Origin of the sequence: Streptomyces sp. NPDC020747, assembly GCF_044334695.1 — a bacterium.
In the GTDB taxonomy this organism is placed as follows: Bacteria; Actinomycetota; Actinomycetes; order Streptomycetales; family Streptomycetaceae; genus Streptomyces.
Map to the genome: position 1 here is coordinate 103684 of NZ_JBIRTJ010000022.1, position 13764 is coordinate 117447.

The 13764-nt window shown below is 70.4% G+C and carries 11 protein-coding genes; 6 read left to right on the forward strand and 5 right to left on the reverse strand.

Annotation, left to right across the window (positions count from 1 at the left end; all coding sequences use genetic code 11):
- Positions 1-426 precede the first annotated feature (426 nt).
- Together ACH4YP_RS42565 and ACH4YP_RS42570 are read left to right on the forward strand one after the other, a co-directional pair.
- Complete coding sequence (locus ACH4YP_RS42565) at positions 427-1611, forward strand: LLM class flavin-dependent oxidoreductase (protein ID WP_398496571.1); 1185 nt, start codon at positions 427-429, stop codon at positions 1609-1611.
- Entirely contained in the window at positions 1608-2126 is a 519-nt protein-coding gene (locus tag ACH4YP_RS42570) for a GNAT family N-acetyltransferase (protein WP_398496573.1), read from the forward strand. The genes ACH4YP_RS42565 and ACH4YP_RS42570 overlap by 4 nt, the downstream gene beginning before the upstream one ends.
- Before the next feature lie 345 nt (positions 2127-2471).
- Here the strand turns inward: ACH4YP_RS42570 and ACH4YP_RS42575 are convergent, their stop codons facing one another.
- Positions 2472-3332 carry a helix-turn-helix transcriptional regulator gene (locus ACH4YP_RS42575; protein ID WP_398496574.1) on the reverse strand — a complete coding sequence of 287 codons (861 nt, stop codon included), beginning with the start codon at positions 3330-3332 and terminating at the stop codon, positions 2472-2474.
- Positions 3333-3459: 127 nt separating this feature from the next.
- Here ACH4YP_RS42575 and ACH4YP_RS42580 point away from each other — a divergent pair, with 127 nt between their 5' ends.
- Positions 3460-4455, forward strand: a complete 996-nt coding sequence (locus ACH4YP_RS42580; RefSeq protein ID WP_398496576.1) for an aldo/keto reductase — start codon at positions 3460-3462, stop codon at positions 4453-4455.
- Between the two features lie 173 nt (positions 4456-4628).
- Here the strand turns inward: ACH4YP_RS42580 and ACH4YP_RS42585 are convergent, their stop codons facing one another.
- Positions 4629-5048, reverse strand: a complete 420-nt coding sequence (locus tag ACH4YP_RS42585; RefSeq protein ID WP_398496578.1) for a MerR family transcriptional regulator — start codon at positions 5046-5048, stop codon at positions 4629-4631.
- A gap of 60 nt (positions 5049-5108) precedes the next feature.
- Positions 5109-6143 (reverse strand): NADP-dependent oxidoreductase, encoded by a 1035-nt coding sequence (locus tag ACH4YP_RS42590; RefSeq protein WP_361066744.1) that lies wholly within the window; start codon positions 6141-6143, stop codon positions 5109-5111.
- Between the two features lie 529 nt (positions 6144-6672).
- Between ACH4YP_RS42590 and ACH4YP_RS42595 the strand changes: the two genes are divergently transcribed.
- Entirely contained in the window at positions 6673-7947 is a 1275-nt protein-coding gene (locus ACH4YP_RS42595; RefSeq protein WP_398496580.1) for a sulfite oxidase, read from the forward strand.
- A 123-nt stretch (positions 7948-8070) separates the two neighbouring features.
- Here ACH4YP_RS42595 and ACH4YP_RS42600 read toward each other — a convergent pair whose 3' ends face one another.
- Positions 8071-9342: a hypothetical protein gene (locus tag ACH4YP_RS42600; protein ID WP_398496582.1), complete on the reverse strand. Its 1272-nt coding sequence runs from the start codon at positions 9340-9342 to the stop codon at positions 8071-8073.
- 368 nt (positions 9343-9710) lie between these two features.
- Between ACH4YP_RS42600 and rox the strand changes: the two genes are divergently transcribed.
- Together rox and ACH4YP_RS42610 are read left to right on the forward strand one after the other, a co-directional pair.
- Positions 9711-11150, forward strand: a complete 1440-nt coding sequence (gene rox / locus ACH4YP_RS42605; protein ID WP_398496584.1) for a rifampin monooxygenase — start codon at positions 9711-9713, stop codon at positions 11148-11150.
- 162 nt (positions 11151-11312) lie between these two features.
- Positions 11313-12815, forward strand: coding sequence for a WD40 repeat domain-containing protein (locus tag ACH4YP_RS42610; RefSeq protein WP_398496585.1), 1503 nt, complete (start codon positions 11313-11315; stop codon positions 12813-12815).
- 85 nt (positions 12816-12900) lie between these two features.
- On the opposite strand, the gene ACH4YP_RS42615 is transcribed toward ACH4YP_RS42610, so the two are convergent.
- Positions 12901-13623 carry a VOC family protein gene (locus tag ACH4YP_RS42615; protein WP_398496587.1) on the reverse strand — a complete coding sequence of 241 codons (723 nt, stop codon included), beginning with the start codon at positions 13621-13623 and terminating at the stop codon, positions 12901-12903.
- Between the last annotated feature and the right edge of the window lie 141 nt (positions 13624-13764).

A 13764-nucleotide genomic window follows, 5' to 3' on the forward strand; every position in this document is an offset into this window, starting at 1 on the left:
CTGGCGGAGCCGGTCCGGCATGCGGGCGTTGGTTGACGATGAGCGAGATGTATTGCTCAATTGGCCGCATGAACGCCCAGCAGCGCTTGGTCTCGCGTGACCACATCGACTTCGGTCGGGTGTGGTCCGCGGCGTGTCGCGCCTGACTCGGGCAGCGGGCCGTTCGTCGGCCCTTCCCTCCTCGGTGACCTCGTAGCGGGCCGAGTTTTCCCTTCGCGTCACCGACGCGCACAGGTGCTGACCCGCGCAACGACGTGGTCCTGCGGGCCCTGACGCGCGCTGCCGCCATCCGGTTCGCCCGACGCGCGGCGTCGCCGTGCTCGCTCCAATCCGCGCCAGTTACCTGACGAGCAGTCATGCCCGGCTGCACGAAAGGCCATTCCGTCCCGCCCACGCGTGGCCACACCCGTACGAAAGGCCATTCCCATGCCCGTGGAGTTCCTCGGTATCGCCGCGACCAACAACGGATCCGAAACCACCGCGCGCTCCGGCGCCGCCTTCGACAAGGAGTACACGCTCCGGCTGGCGCGGGCTCACGAGGAGCACGGCTGGGACCGGGTGCTGTTCGCCTACGGCTCCGGATCGCCGGATCCCGCGCCGGCCGCCGCCTACATCGCGAGCCGGCTGGACCGGCTCCAGATCCTGCTCGCCCACCGGCCCAACGTCTCGTACCCGACCTTCGCCGCGAAGACCTTCGCCACCCTCGACCAGATCAGTGAGGGCCGGCTGGCCGTGCACTTCATCACCGGCGGCAACGACCAGGAGCAGGGCCGCGAGGGCGACATCCTCACCAAGGACGAGCGCTACGCCCGCACCCGAGAGTACATCCGGATCGTCAAGAAGATCTGGACCACCCGCGAGCCGTTCGACCACAAGGGCGAGCACTACCGTTTCCGCGACTTCGTCAGCGACGTCTTCCCCGTCCAACGGCCGCGCCCGAAGGTGTCGTTCGGAGGTTCGTCGCCCGCCGCGTACGCCGCAGGGGGCGCCGAGGCCGACATCTACTGCCTCTGGGGCGAGCCCCTCGCGAGGACCGCCGAGCAGATCGAGAACGTGAAGGCCGCCGCGAAGGCCGCGGGCCGTACCGAAGTACCCCGTATCCAGGCGGCGTTCCGCCCGATCATTGCCCCGACCGAGGAACTGGCCTGGGAGAAGGCGCATCGCACAGTAGGCGTGATCAAGGCCCGCAAGGAGAAGGGCGAGGCGATCGGCAAGCGCCACAACGGGCAGGCGCAGCCGCAGAACACCGGCTCGCAGCGGTTGATCGCGATCGCTGAGGCGGGCGAGCGCTACGACCGTGCCCTGTGGACCCCGACAGCCGCCGCCACCGGGGGTGCGGGCAACTCCAACGCCCTGGTCGGCACCCCGGAGACGGTCGCCCTAGCTCTCCTGGACTACTACGACCTCGGTGTCGTCATCCTCTCCGCCCGCGGCTACGACCTGTTGGACGACGCGATCGACTTCGGCCGGTACGTGATCCCGATCGTCCGCGAGGAGGTCGCCAAGCGCGACGCCAAGCGCGACGCCAAGCGCGACGCCAAGCGCGACGCCAAGCGCGACGCCGAGCGGGCGGCCCGCGCCACGCAGAGCCTCGCGGCGGTGAATGGATGACGTCAGTCGCGCAACCACCGTCGGCCTCACCCGAGTTGACGGTCGTTCAAGTGGCCGTGTCCGACCCGCGGGTGAGACCGCTGCTGCGCGAACTCGGCGACGAGTACTCGACGCGCTACGGCAAGGACGCGCACGCCGAACTCGCCCGCTACCCCGACGAGGAGTTCACCCGGCCGCACGGCGGGGCGCTGCTCCTGCTCCTGGAGCGCGGTGAGCCGGTCGCGGGCGGCGCCTTCCGCCGGTACGACGCCACCACGGCGGAACTCAAACGGATCTGGACGCACTCCGCCCACCGCCGACGCGGCCTCGCGCGACTCGTTGTCGCCGAACTGGAGCACGAGGCGCGCGTACGCGGCTACCACCGGATCTACCTGACCACCGGGCCGCGCCAGCCAGAGGCCCGCGGCTTGTACCTGGCCATCGGCTACACCCCGCTGTTCGACACCTCCGCCGACCCGGAAACCATCGGCCCGCTGCCCTTCGAAAAGCGCCTGCCGGCCGAAGGGCGCACTTGAAGGGTTGCAGACATCTGTCCCCTTGACGGAGCCTCTGAACCATTGACGGGATCAGAACTCGTCCGTGAAGTGCGGCGTCGGGACATCGAGCTTGCGCAGCCCTGGTCGGCAACCTCAACGGGATGACCTTCCTCCAGCGCGACTGCGCCACCATCTGCGGCTTGCTCCGTTGGGAGGGCCGGAGCGGGCGGTGGCAGGTGACGCAGCTGTCGGGCCAGGACCGGCCGTCGAAGTGGTCCGGGCCCAGGCCATGTTCGAGTCTCCGGTAGTCGTGCTCGATGTGCCGGTGGATGTTTGTCGGGGTGAACGAGTTCGGCGAGTGGCATGTCGGCCGGGCCGGCCGCTTCACCGTGCCGAAGGGCCCGTTGCCCCCGTGGGAAATTCCTCGATCCCGATGACCCGCAGCAGCTCCAGCCGCTCGCGGGCCTCGGCGTCCGCCGGGGTGAGCACCAGCAGTTGCTGGCCCTGATCGGGAGTGACCAGGGTCTCGCAGTCCATCAGCAGGCGGCCGACCCGCGGATGCAGCAGGGTCTTGCGGTCGGCTCGCCTGACCGCTACCTCGTGCTCTGCCCACAGCCGGCGGAAGTCGGCGCTCGCGGCCCGCAACCGGTCGACGAGTCCCGCGACCGTGGAGTCGCCGGACCGGCGGCCGGCGGCCGCACGCAGGTCGGCCACGAGTTGGCGGCCGTGGCGTTCTTGTTCCTCGGGAGGGGTGACGGCCCGGGCCCCTGGGTCGGTGAACCAGCGATATGCGACGTAGCGACGGTCGCCGGACAAGCCGGTGTGGTCGCCCATGAGCAGGAGGGCGGCCCGGTTCTGGGCGAGGGCCTCACCCAGGTCGGACAGCACCAGCGCCGGGGTGTCGCCGAGCAGGTCGAGCATGCGGATCAGGCCGGCGCGGGCCAGGCGAGCCACCCCATCGGCGGGTGGGGGCCGATGGCCGGCCAGGTGGAACAGGTGATCGCGCTCGTCGTCGGAGAGGCGCAGCGCCCGGGCCAGCGCGCCGAGCAACTGGACCGACGGCTGACTGCTGCGGCCCTGCTCAAGGCGTACGACGTAGTCCACCGACATGCCGGCGAGCGCGGCCACCTCTTCCCGGCGCAGACCGGTGGTTCGGCGGCGGGGACCGTCGGCGATACCGACCTCGGCCGGGCGCATCGCCTCGCGGCGGCGGCGCAGGAAGTCGGCGAGCTGGTCACGTTCCATGACCCCATCGTCTCTCGGGGCGGGCGAGCCGAGCCAGGGAGCGGCTCTCCCAGGATGAACGCTCCGCTCCCGTACGTCGCGGCGCGGCCGCAAGGTGGACGGCAGACCGACGACGAAGGAGCACACGATGCAGACACGAACCCTGGGCAGCACCGGCCCCGCCGTTTCCGCGCTGGGTCTGGGCGCGATGGGCATGTCGGGCGCTTACGGCGCGGCCGACCGCGCGGAGAGTATCGCCACCGTGCACGCCGCGCTGGAGGCCGGCGTCACGCTGATCGACACCGGCGACTTCTACGCCATGGGCCACAACGAGCTGCTGCTCGCGGAGGCGCTGCGCGGCCGGGACCGGGACAGCTACCGGTTGAGCGTCAAGTTCGGTCAGCTGCGGGGGCCGGGCCACGAGTTCAGCGGGCAGGACGGCCGGCCCGAAGCGGTGAAGAACTTCCTGGCCTACTCGCTGACCCGGCTGGGCACCGACCACATCGACATCTACCGTCCCGCCCGGCTCGACTCGACGGTACCGATCGAGGAATCGGTGGGCGCGATCAAAGAGATGATCGACGCCGGGTACGTCCGGTATCTCGGCCTTTCGGAGGTCGACGCGGCGACGATCCGCCGGGCGCAGGCCGTCCACCCGGTGGCCGATCTTCAGATCGAGTACTCCCTCCTGTCCCGAGCGGTGGAGGCGCACGTTCTGCCTACGCTGCGGGAGCTCGGCATCGGCCTGACCGCGTACGGAGTCCTCGGCCGCGGCCTCATCTCCGGGCACTGGTCCATGGGCCGCACGGCCGGCCCCGGCGACGGCCGCGGTTTCAGCCCGCGATTCTCGAGCGGGAACGTGGAACACAACCTCGCCCTCGCGGAGGCACTGCGCCGGGTCGCCGACGCGAAGGGGTGCACGGTCGCCCAACTGGCCATCGCCTGGGTGGCCGCACAGGGAGAGGACATCGTGCCGCTGGTCGGCGCCCGCACCCGCGAGCGGCTGGCCGAGGCGCTGCCCGCGATGGAGCTGACCCTCGCCGCGGACGACCTCGCCGAGATCGAGAAGGCGGTGCCGCCGGGTGCGGCGAGCGGCGATCGATACCCGTCCGCGTTCATGGCCGGACTCGGCGTCGGCAATTGAGGCCGTTTGGTGCCGAACTCCGTACCCGATCCTGGCCAGGGCTTGTCGGAGAACTGATCTCGTGACTGGCAGAGGTCAGCTCCTTCCCGAACAGTCTGGCCCTCGACGGGACCGCCTACCACGACGTCAACCGGCGTGTACGCACGAGGCATCGGGCAGGCGGCCGACACGGCCTACTGAGCCTCAGCCGACACGGCCGCCGCAGGTGAAAACAGGGACGAGCCGGACCGATCGTCCACGCGCTCTGCCAGACGGTCGCGCAGACGGGTCAGGCGGGCGATCTCGGCGTCGAGGGCCGCCAGTCTGCGGTCGGCGACCCTGGAGCCGGGGACACCGGAGTCGGGGCATCCGCAACGCCGTTGCGGATTCTCGACCAGCAGGTCGATCCGGTCGGCGACACCGCGCAGGTCCTCGATGGTGAGCCCGAGCGTCAGCAGCTCACGGACAACGCGGGCTCTGGCCACATCGTCCGGACCGTACTCCCGCTGTCCGGCGGTCGTGCGCGGCGGCGGTGGCAGCACGCCGCGTTCCTCGTAGAACCGCAGCGCCCGGGGCGTGGTCCCCGCCGCTGCCGCCGCATCCCCGATCCGCATCCCGCCCCCGTCCTGGACTTCTTCACGCCCCTGCCGCACCCGCAACCACGCCTCGTAGCCTCACCGCGGCGGCAACTCCACGACGACGGTCCCGAAGTGCCGTCCCTCGAACAGTTCCTGCAACGCCCGCGGAGCCCGATCCATGCCCGGGACCCGGACGTGCGGAAAGGTGATCTTCCCGGAGCGCAGCCAGTCCCCGAAGCGCTTGGTCCATTCCTCCGTCACCTCGGGATGATCCATGCCGCTGTAACCGCGGAGCGAAACGCTCTGGTTGACGAGCCGGAACGTGTCGATCTCAGCGGGCGCGCGGCCACCGTCCCGGTGCGGCGACAACTGTCCGGCCAGAGCGCCGACCAGTGCGAAGCGGGCACCGCGGCGCGCGGCGCGGACCGCCGCGGTCAGTTGCTCACCGCCGACGGTGTCCAGCAGCACGTCGATGCCCTCCGGCGCCGCCGCGGCCAACTGCGCGTCGAGCGACCGGGATCCCGGCACCAGCACCTCGTCGTAGCCCAACTCGGCCCGCAGCCGCTCGGCCTTGTCCGGCGAACGAGTGCTGCCGATGACCCTCGTTGCGCCCAACAGGCGCGCCACGGAACCGGCCAGCGACCCCACGGCTCCCGCCGCCCCCGTGACGAACACCGTGTCTCCGGTGCGGACTTCGGCGAGCCGGGTCAGGGCTCCGTAGGCGGCAGCCCCGGACGACAGATGGGCCACCGGGTCGGGCAGGGCCTCGCCCAGCGGAGCGCAGTCGCCCTCCGCCACCAGCGCGTGCTCACGCCATCCGAGCAAATGGCCGACCGCGTCCCCCGGCCGCAACGAGCTGCCTGCCGGGGCCGCGACAACCTCGCCGACAGCGGGACCGAAGAGCGCGTCACCGACGTGGATACGCGGCAGTGGTACGCCGTCGGCCTGGCCGCCGATCAGGGTGCGCAGCCCGGGAAACACGAGGAAGTACCGGTTCCGGACGAGGACTTGACCCGGACCGGGGGAGGGGAGCGGCTTCTCCACGACCGCGAAGTCCTCGGGCCCGGGCAACCCCTGGGGAGCGTCGGTCAGCAGGATCTCGCGCGTCGTGGCAGGCAGGAGAGTGGCCATGTCGGGGCTCCTTGGCAGATCAGGTGGGTGAGTGGGTGCGGAGGACAGCCGGAACGGTGCCCGGCCGTCGGCGCGCAGACGCTAACCCCTGACGCGCGCGTCAAGGGCAAGACGGCCGCGGCTGCCCGGCGTGCTGTTCGAGGGCGGCTCCCGCCTTCCGGCGCACCCCGTGTCTCCGCCGTCCCGCCGGTGTGCCCTCGTACCCAGGGGCACTGGCCGTGCCGAGTCGGCCGGCTCCCTGACACGAAGGCTCCGTTGACACCCTGGCGAGCCACGTGCTTGCATCCCGCCATGCCGTCGCCGGAGCCTCTGACTCGCCGCCGCGCCGTGGACCTCGTCCGGGTGGCCGCGGCCCTGTGTCGGACGACCGGCTGATCAGGCGCTTCTTCGCGCCTCCTGCCAACAGCCCTGCTGTGCAGACCTGTTGTGCCCGGAATCCGGGTCGCCGGATGCCCGCTCCGACCCGCGCCTGACTTCCTCCCGCGCTTTCTCCTCTTCTCCCCTTCTGACCTTCTGACGAGGACTCGCCATGCCTTCTGCCGCCCCCGCCGGCCATCACGACGAATCCGCCTACGACCGCCGCAGGCTGCGCCAGTGGCTCGTCGGCGAAGCCAGGGCGGACGGGATCACCCGCCGTCGACTGCTCACCCTGCTCGCCGCCACCGCCGCCGGGACCGCTCTGGGCGCCACGAGCTCCGCCCATGCCGCCGACCGGCCGATCGTCAAGACACTGCCACCCGAGTGGTTCATCGAACGCGGCACCAACGCCGAGACCCGCTGGGAGGCGCTGCGCGGCACAGGCCTCCACACCCCCAACGAGCGGTTCTTCGTACGCAACCACACAGCCACCCCCGTCCTCCAGGCCGACGAATGGCGGCTGCGGCTGTGGGGGAGCGGACTGCGCGGCGCCCCCGGCGAGGACCGGGCGGTGGAATTCGGGTACGACGATCTGAGAGCTCTGCCCGCGGTCACCCGTACCGCGTTCGTCGAGTGCGCCGGAAACGGACGCTCCTACTACACGACCCAACAGGGCGAGACGGTCACCGGGACCCCGTGGACTCTGGGCGCGATCGGTGTGGCGCGCTGGCGCGGGGTGCGCCTAGCCGACGTGCTGCGCCGGGCCGGGCTGTCCCCGTACGCCGTGGACGTGCAGCCGCGCGGCCTGGACGCCGAGTACATCAGCGGAGGCGAGAATCTAGGGAGGGTGCGCCGTCCGCTGCCGCTGGCGAAGGCGCTGGACGACGTACTGCTCGCGTACGAGATGAACGGTGAGCGGCTTCCCCACGATCACGGATATCCGGTACGGGTGCTGGTGCCTTCCTGGGTCGGGATCGCGTCGATCAAGTGGGTCGGCGACATCGAGGTGTCCGCGCAGCCGCTCTACTCGCCGTGGAACACCACCTTCTACCGGCTGTTCGGCCCCGCACACCCGGAGGGCGGCAGCGCGCCCATCACCCGGCAGGCCACGAAGAGCGCCTTCGAGCTGGCGAGCGGTGCCACGTTCACGGCGGGACAGAGGCACGTACTGCACGGGCGGTCGTGGTCGGGTGCGGGCGCCGTGGCACGTGTCGATGTCAGCACCGACGCCGGGGCGAGCTGGCGGCCGGCCCGCCTCCACGACCGGCCCCGCGCCGGTACCTGGTCCCGCTGGTCACTCGGCTGGAGTCCCGAGGCGCCCGGCGCCACCCACCTGCTGGCCCGCGCCACCGACACGGCCGGCCGCACTCAGCCGGACACCGCTGTGCCGAACACACAGGGGTACCTGTTCGACGCGGTGGTGCGGCATCCCGTGAGCGTGGTGTGACGGCCGCCCCGCACCACGCGGTCCAGGCAGCCGCCTGCATGGCCGACCCCAGCCTCACCGTATGACCGGAGGCCGCCAACAGACCGGCTCAGGCCGCCTGTTCGCGGCCTGAGGCGCCACGCTTCAGGAGGGGAGTGAGGACAGGGGCACGGCGAACACTGTCCTTAGGTTCTCCCATTCGGTCAGGGACCAGACCTGGCCCGTGCTCTGCCAGTACGTCAGGGACTCCGGGTGCTCGGCCCAGCACTGGTAGCTGCCTCCGCAGGTGGCCACACTGCGGGTCGTGGTCTGCCCCCAGAGGTGCCCGTGAACACCGGACGAGGCCGAGGCATGTGCGACGTACCAGACGTTGTTGTGGGCGAGAACCCCCTGCATGTTCCCTACGCCGCTCCGGTAGCCCTGGACGGCCGGGACGAAGGAGCCGGATGCGCTGCTGTTGTTGAGCAGGTAGTCGCTGCCGAAGTTGTAGCGCAGCATGCGGCCCTTGGTGCCGTTGTTGAGGTACTCGGTGGTGACCAGGCTGTCGGGCACGCTGCTGCGGTCGAGCGAGAGTGAACCGACGCAGGGCACGGCGGTGTTCACGTTGCCCTTGCAGGCCCCCGCGTCGTACGAGTACGAGCCGATGGCCGGCATGACGTACTGGTAGCCCCAGGCGGAGTAGCCACCGTCGACCTTGCCGATCGCGTGGCTGTTCACCGAGGCCTGCAGGATGTGCTGCATGCTGAAGACGTAGATCGCGTTCGTGTGGCCCTGCTGGCCGGAGACGAACAGCTTGTCCCCGTACCAGGCCATGCCTCCCGCATGCGCGGCGACCCGTGCGAAGTTCTCGCCGCCGCTGGTGGGAGTCACCAGGAGCACCCAGCGGTACTTGGGGGCCGCGGGGTTGTTGTAGTCGATGAAGGCGACGCGGACGGTGTTGTAGCGGGCGTCGCCGGTTCCGGTGCCGACGTAGCTCCATCCGGCCAGGATCAGCCTGTTGGTACCCCAGGCGCCGTCGTCGTCGGCGTCGCCCGAGCTGGTGATCGACTGGGGGTGCCAGTCCGGGGTCGTGGCGTCGCCGGTGTCCCAGCAGAAGCTGGTGCTCGCGGTGGGAGTGGTCGGCAGGGTGCCCCGCTCGGCGGCGTTGCAGGAGCGCGCCGGGTGGTTGGCGCTCTCCAGCACCTCGGTGACGCCCACGTTGTTGAGCTTCGAGTCGAGGTTCGCGGTGGTCTCCGGGGTGACCGCGTTCCAGCGGAGCCCGTAGCCCGCCCGTTCACTCGCGCCGATCGTCTCCAGCGGGTCGGTATAGGCGGTGGCGGCGGCCCCCGCTCCGGTGATCGCGCCCGGTGCCAGTGCGGCGGCGACCAGAGTGAGCAGGGCTACTAACGCGAGTCGAATACTTCTTCGGAATTTCATGGTGGGGCCTTGCCCCATGGAGTCGGAACCCATTCCCGGGGCGCCGCCCGCACATGGCAAAGGCAAGGAGATTGCCCTCTCCTTGCCACTATCAACCTATAGCGCACCGGGGGCCTTGCGGCAAGACCCCGGTCATGCTGCAGAATCTCCGGTCGAAGCCAGGACCTGCGGAAATCAGTGGGTCACGAAGTGAGTGTGCCTTTGTTGGCATACGGGTCTCGCGGGACGTCGAGCCGGCAGCGGGACTCGTGGCGTGGCCGCATGTAATCGGCGCGGAGGCGCGGGCGTGCGAGCTGCCGGACCGCGCGGAGCAACTGGCCGAAGCGGAGTTACTGGCCGAATGGGCCGTGTTGGATGAGGGGGATTCGATGATTGACGTGATCGTGGTCGGCGGTGGACCGACCGGTTTGATGCTGGCCTGCGAGTTGCGGCTGCACGGCGTGCACGCGGTCGTGCTGGAGAAGGAGACGGAGCCGACCAAGGTTGTCCGTGCGCTCGGTCTGCACGCGCGCAGCGTCGAGGTGATGGACCAGCGCGGTCTGCTGGAGAGGTTCCTCGCGCTCGGGAAGCAGTACCCGGTCGGTGGCTTCTTCGCCGGCATCACCAAGCCGTCGCCGGATCGGCTGGACACGGCGCATCCGTACGTTCTCGGCATTCCGCAGCCCGTGACCGACCGCCTGCTGACCGAGCATGCCACCGAGCTCGGTGTCGATGTCCGGCGCGGCTGCGAGCTGGTCGGGTTGAGCCAGGACGCCCAGGGGGTCACCGCCGAGCTGGCCGACGGCACGCAGTTGCGCTCGCGCTATCTCGTCGGCTGTGACGGCGGCCGCAGCACGGTGCGCAAGTTGCTCGGCGTCGGCTTCCCCGGCGAACCCTCCGGGGCCGAGACGCTGCTGGGCGAGATGGAGGTGGCAGCGCCGCAGGAAACGGTGGCCGCCGTGGTGGCCGAAGTCCGCAAGACCCACCTTCGGTTCGGCGTCGGGCCCTACGGAGGGCCTGACGGAGACGGGCTGTACCGCGTCGTCGTGCCCGCCGAGGGAGTGGCCGAGGACCGCTCGGTCGCGCCGACCCTGGAGGAGGTTAAGCAGCAGTTGCGGGTGTTCACCGGCACCGACTTCGGCGTGCACTCACCGCGTTGGCTCTCCCGTTTCGGCGACGGCACCCGGCAGGCCGAGCGCTACCGGACCGCCCGGGTACTGCTGGCAGGCGACGCGGCGCACATCCACCCGCCGCTGGGCGGGCAGGGCCTCAACCTGGGCATCCAGGACGCGTTCAACCTCGGCTGGAAACTGGCCGCCCAGGTCAACGGCTGGGCGCCGGAAGGGCTGTTGGACAGCTACCACACCGAACGGCACCCGGTCGCCGCCGACGTGCTGGACAACACCCGCGCGCAGACCGTGCTGATGTCCCCCGAGCCGGGGCCCCAGTCGGTGCGTCGGCTGATGTCGGAACTGATGGGCTTCGACGAGGTGAACCGGTACCTGATCGAGAAGATCATCGCGATCAGTGTCCGCTACGACTTCGGCGAGGGACATGAACTGCTCGGCCGACGGATGCGGGACGTGAAGCTGAAACGAGGTCGCCTCTACGAGCTGACGCACGGCGGCCGCGGCCTGCTGCTCGACCAGACCGGCCGGCTCTCGGTGTCGGGGTGGGCGGACCGGGTCGACCACGTCGTCGACGTCAGCGAGGAACTGGACGTGCCCGCGCTGCTGCTCCGGCCGGACGGCCATGTGGCGTGGGCCGGTGACGATCAGCAGGATCTGCGCAGCCAGTTGCCCAGGTGGTTCGGCGCTGCCGTCGGCTGAGTGCTCGCAGTGCCGGGTCGGAGAGTCGGGGGACCTGTCCTCAGGTCGGGTTCGGCACGGTCCGGCGCCGTACGCAGCCACGTTCGGGGCCACGACCGGTGGTGGGCCCCGAACTACCATCGGCGGTGAGGAGCGAGGGAGAGGCATTCCGGAGGGAGACGGATGGTGGCGACGCAGCCGACGGCGTGTTCATGGACGGATGAGGAGGCCGTGGCGGCCAACGCCGCCGGGCGGCTGGCCCCGGCACAGCGACCGCTGCTCACCGGGGTACCGGCCCGGATCATGAGCGCGGTGGGGCGGATCGTCGAGGTACCGGGCGCGGAGCCGGAAGTGCGTGTGGGCGCGGTGCGGATCGAGGTGCGTGACGGCGCCGCGCCGCTTCCGCCTCCCGCAACGTACCGGCTGTACTGGCTGGTACCGGAAGAGGGGCCGAGCCCGCTGCTGCTGTCCGCGCAGCCGCTCGACGCGCAGCACCCGGGCGAGCAGGCGGACGCCGTCGCTGTAGAGGTGGGACGTGTGCCCGCCGGGAGCCGACGACGGCGTCGCTCGCTCCTGCTGGCCGGGCTCGGAGCCGCTGCCGTCTCCGCTGCCGGCGTGACCTTGTCGCGGCTGTCCTCGCATCGCGGCTCCCGCGCCGCCCCTGGCCCAAGCGCTGGGCTGCTCACCCCGACCTCCTCAGGGGCCGGGGTCGTCGACGCGTCCCTCGCCCCGGTCCCCAGAAGGACCGGTGTCACCGAAGGCATCCGCTATGTATCGCTCCTGATACAGGCCGGAGAGGTCACCACGCTGGCCTTCAGCCCGGACGGGCGTACGCTGGCCGGCGGCATCTCGGACGGCACCATACGAATGATGGACGCGGAGAATGGACATCCGACCGCGCTCCTGACCGAGGCCCGGCGGATCACCTCGATGGAGGTCGCCTTCCACCCGGACGGCACCACCCTGGCCGATGCCCGGGACGGGGTACACCTGTGGGATCTGGCGTCCGGACACACGACAGCCACCCTGACCCTGACCCGAAGTGCCACCGTCGACTGGGCATGGTGCGTTGCGTTCAGCCCGGACGGCGCCCTCCTGGCCAGCGGCCACAGCTTCGACTACGTACGGCTGTGGGACGTCGCGAGCCGTAAGAACGTCGCCATACTGCCCGGCCACAACGCGTTCGTGCTGGCGGTGGCGTTCAGCCCCGACGGACGGCTGTTGGCCAGCGGCAGCCACGATGCCTCCGTCCGATTGTGGGACGTCGCAGGCCGTTCGAGTGTGGCTACCCTCACCGGCCACACCAGCACCGTCCATACGGTGGCGTTCAGCTCGGACGGCACCACGCTGGCGAGCAGCAGCTACGACCGCACCATCCGGCTGTGGGACGTCTCCTCGGCCCGCACCATCGCCGTTCTCAACGGCCACACCAGCGTCGCGATGTCCGTGGCGTTCAGTCCCGACGGACGGATGCTCGCCAGTGGGGGCGGCAGCGCCAGCGCCACGCTCGGCAACGACTATCCCGACGACCACACCGTTCGACTCTGGGACGTCGCGAAGCGTACGAATGTCGCCACCCTCACCGGCCACACGAGCACCGTGCGATCCGTGGCGTTCAGCCCGGACGGCACCACACTCGCCAGCGGGAGTCACGACGGCACCGTCCGGCTGTGGAAGATCCGCTGACCGCATAGCCAGGGGGAGTTGCCACCAGGACATGTTCTACGTACTCCCGCTGGGCCCCGGACCCGGACCCCGGACGTCGGCGGAGCTACCGGGGCGTCAACACAGAGAACTCGTTGCCGTCGGGATCGGCCATCTCCACCGAACTGGCATCGCCCTGGCCGGCGTCGACTCGCGTCGCCCCAAGGGAGAGTAGACGGTCGACCTCTGCCTGCCGATCACCGTGGACAGGCGGAGCGAGGTCGAAACGCAGCCGGTCCTTGCCTGTCTTCGGCGCCACCGGTGGACCACCCCACGTGATCTTCGGACCGCCGTGCGGCGAGCGGATCGCGGTCTCCTGGTCCTGATCCCAGACCAGCGGCCACCCCAGGGCTTCGCTCCAGAAGTACCCGACTTCCTGAGAGCCGTCGCAGGCCAGCGCTCCGATGAACCCGCAGTCGGCGAGGAAGCTGTTGCCCGGCCCGACGACGCAGAACTCGTTGCCTTCGGGGTCGGCGAGCACCACATGGCCCTCCTCCGGGAGTTGGCCGACATCGATGTGCCGTCCACCAAGTCCCAGCGCCCTGGCCACAGTCCGTTCCTGGTCCTCCAGGGATGTGCTCGTCAGATCGAAGTGCATCCGGTTCTGCGCGACCTTGCGCTCCCCGCTCGGAAGGAAACGGATGCGGAACCCGGTGTCATCACTGGGCAGGAGCGTGACGCCGTCGTCCGGATCGTCGACCATCTCCCAGCCAAGAACCCCCGCCCAGAACTGCGCAAGACGCAGTGGCTGGCTCGCACCGAAGCAGACCGCGAACAGTTGACACGTCATTCCCCTGAACATCCCCGATCGACTGACTGACCGCTGTCGGCAGGGCGCCGCCCTTCGGTCCCCGAAGCGGAGCCTAGGCGCGACCCGGTGTCACCCGCACCCGAGTATTCGCCGGCAGCCGGCACGGGGGTGGCCAGCGCC

Bases quoted from the DNA above. Each gene is read 5' to 3' on its own strand.
- ACH4YP_RS42585 (WP_398496578.1), bottom strand. From the start codon at position 5,048: ATGCGGATCGGGGATGCGGCGGCAGCGGCGGGGACCACGCCCCGGGCG.
- ACH4YP_RS42570 (WP_398496573.1), top strand. From the start codon at position 1,608: ATGACGTCAGTCGCGCAACCACCGTCGGCCTCACCCGAGTTGACGGTC.
- ACH4YP_RS42580 (WP_398496576.1), top strand. From the start codon at position 3,460: ATGCAGACACGAACCCTGGGCAGCACCGGCCCCGCCGTTTCCGCGCTG.
- ACH4YP_RS42610 (WP_398496585.1), top strand. From the start codon at position 11,313: ATGGTGGCGACGCAGCCGACGGCGTGTTCATGGACGGATGAGGAGGCC.
- rox (WP_398496584.1), top strand. From the start codon at position 9,711: ATGATTGACGTGATCGTGGTCGGCGGTGGACCGACCGGTTTGATGCTG.
- ACH4YP_RS42565 (WP_398496571.1), top strand. From the start codon at position 427: ATGCCCGTGGAGTTCCTCGGTATCGCCGCGACCAACAACGGATCCGAA.
- ACH4YP_RS42600 (WP_398496582.1), bottom strand. From the start codon at position 9,342: ATGAAATTCCGAAGAAGTATTCGACTCGCGTTAGTAGCCCTGCTCACT.
- ACH4YP_RS42615 (WP_398496587.1), bottom strand. From the start codon at position 13,623: ATGACGTGTCAACTGTTCGCGGTCTGCTTCGGTGCGAGCCAGCCACTG.
- ACH4YP_RS42595 (WP_398496580.1), top strand. From the start codon at position 6,673: ATGCCTTCTGCCGCCCCCGCCGGCCATCACGACGAATCCGCCTACGAC.
- ACH4YP_RS42590 (WP_361066744.1), bottom strand. From the start codon at position 6,143: ATGGCCACTCTCCTGCCTGCCACGACGCGCGAGATCCTGCTGACCGAC.
- ACH4YP_RS42575 (WP_398496574.1), bottom strand. From the start codon at position 3,332: ATGGAACGTGACCAGCTCGCCGACTTCCTGCGCCGCCGCCGCGAGGCG.